This window comes from Pseudomonas sp. (genome assembly GCF_037994325.1).
Lineage (GTDB): Bacteria > Pseudomonadota > Gammaproteobacteria > Pseudomonadales > Pseudomonadaceae > Aquipseudomonas.
In genome coordinates, this window is sequence record NZ_JBBNAH010000244.1 from 1 (window position 1) to 1,714 (window position 1,714).

General features: G+C 58.5%; 2 protein-coding genes. Both read left to right on the top strand.

From position 1 onward, the window contains the following. Window positions 1-92 precede the first annotated feature (92 nt). Entirely contained in the window at window positions 93-758 is a 666-nt protein-coding gene (locus AAAB16_RS08175; protein WP_340662892.1) for a methionine ABC transporter permease, read from the top strand. A gap of 68 nt (window positions 759-826) precedes the next feature. Beyond that, entirely contained in the window at window positions 827-1,597 is a 771-nt protein-coding gene (locus AAAB16_RS08180; protein WP_340662893.1) for a MetQ/NlpA family ABC transporter substrate-binding protein, read from the top strand. Window positions 1,598-1,714: the final 117 nt, after the last annotated feature.

Sequence of the window (1,714 nt, forward strand, 5' to 3'; positions counted from 1 at the left end):
GGCCAACTCACCCTGGCCCTCACCGGCGGCGATATCGACGCCGCGCTGGCGCGCTTTGGCGCCAGTGATGTGCACTTGGAGGTGCTGCGCTAATGGAAGCCCTATTCCCCAATGTCGACTGGATCGAAATCTGGCAGGCCACGCTCGACACCCTGAGCATGCTCGGTGGCTCCATGGTGTTTACCGTACTGCTCGGCCTGCCTTTGGGCGTGTTGCTGTTTCTCACCGGGCCGCGGCAGATGTTCGAACAGAAGGGCCTGTATGCCTTGCTGTCAGTGATAGTGAACATTCTGCGCTCGGTGCCATTTGTGATTTTGCTGATCGTGATGATCCCGTTGACCGTGCTGATTACCGGCACCTCGCTGGGCGTCGCCGGGGCGATTCCGCCTCTGGTGGTTGGCGCTACCCCATTCTTTGCGCGCCTGGTGGAAACCGCGCTGCGTGAAGTCGACCGCGGCATTATCGAAGCCACCCAGGCCATGGGCGCGACGACACGGCAAATCGTGGTCAACGCCCTGCTGCCGGAAGCGCTGCCGGGCATTGTTGCTGCAATTACCGTGACTGCGATCACCCTGGTCTCCTACACCGCGATGTCCGGCCTGATTGGCGGCGGCGGCCTTGGCGACCTGGCAGTGCGTTATGGCTATCAGCGCTATCAGACAGACGTGATGGTGGTCACCGTCATTCTGCTGCTGATCCTGGTCCAGGTACTGCAAACCGTCGGCGACAAGCTGGTGGTGCACTTTTCTAGAAAATAAACCGCTTTTGAACACCCAATGAGTGCGGCCACCAGCCGCCAACACTGCATCCCACAAGGAACCCAGAGATGAAAAAACTGATCGCTGCCCTGGCTGCCGTCGCAGCCTTCTCCGCTCACGCGGAAACCATCACCGTTGCCGCCTCCGCTGTGCCGCACGCGGAGATCCTCGAATTCATCAAGCCAACCCTGGCCAAAGAAGGCGTGGACCTGAAAGTTAAAGTGTTCACCGACTATGTGCAGCCGAACGTACAACTGGTTGAGAAACGTCTGGACGCCAACTTCTTCCAACACCAGCCCTACCTCGACGAGTTCAACAAGAACCGCGGCGCTAACCTGGTGACCGTAGTTGGCGTGCACGTAGAACCCTTCGGCGCCTACTCGAGCAAATACAAAAAGCTCGACGAGCTGCCACAAGGCGCTACCGTTGCTATCCCGAACGACGCCACCAACGGCGGCCGCTCCCTGCTGCTGCTGGAAAAAGCGGGCCTGATCAAACTGAAAGACAGCCACAACATTCTGGCCACCGTGAAAGACATCAGCGAAAACACCAAGGGCCTGAAATTCCGCGAATTGGAAGCGGCCACCCTGCCGCGCGTGCTCACCCAGGTTGACCTGGCGCTGATCAACACCAACTACGCCCTGGAAGCCAAGCTCGACCCGAAAAAGGACGCGCTGATCATCGAAGGCAGCGACTCGCCTTACGTCAACAACCTGGTAGCCCGCCCGGACAACAAAGACTCCGACAGCATCCAGAAACTGGCCAAGGCCCTGCGCACGCCTGAAGTGAAGAAATTCATCGAAGAGAAGTACAAAGGCGCTGTAGTTCCAGCGTTCTGATTGCTGCCTCACCAGCAACACAGAAACAAAAAGCCCGCTCAATGAGCGGGCTTTTTTGTGGGCGATGCTTTTTAGGATTTCAGCCGTGCCACAAGTCGAGGTCGAGCCAGCTAGAGC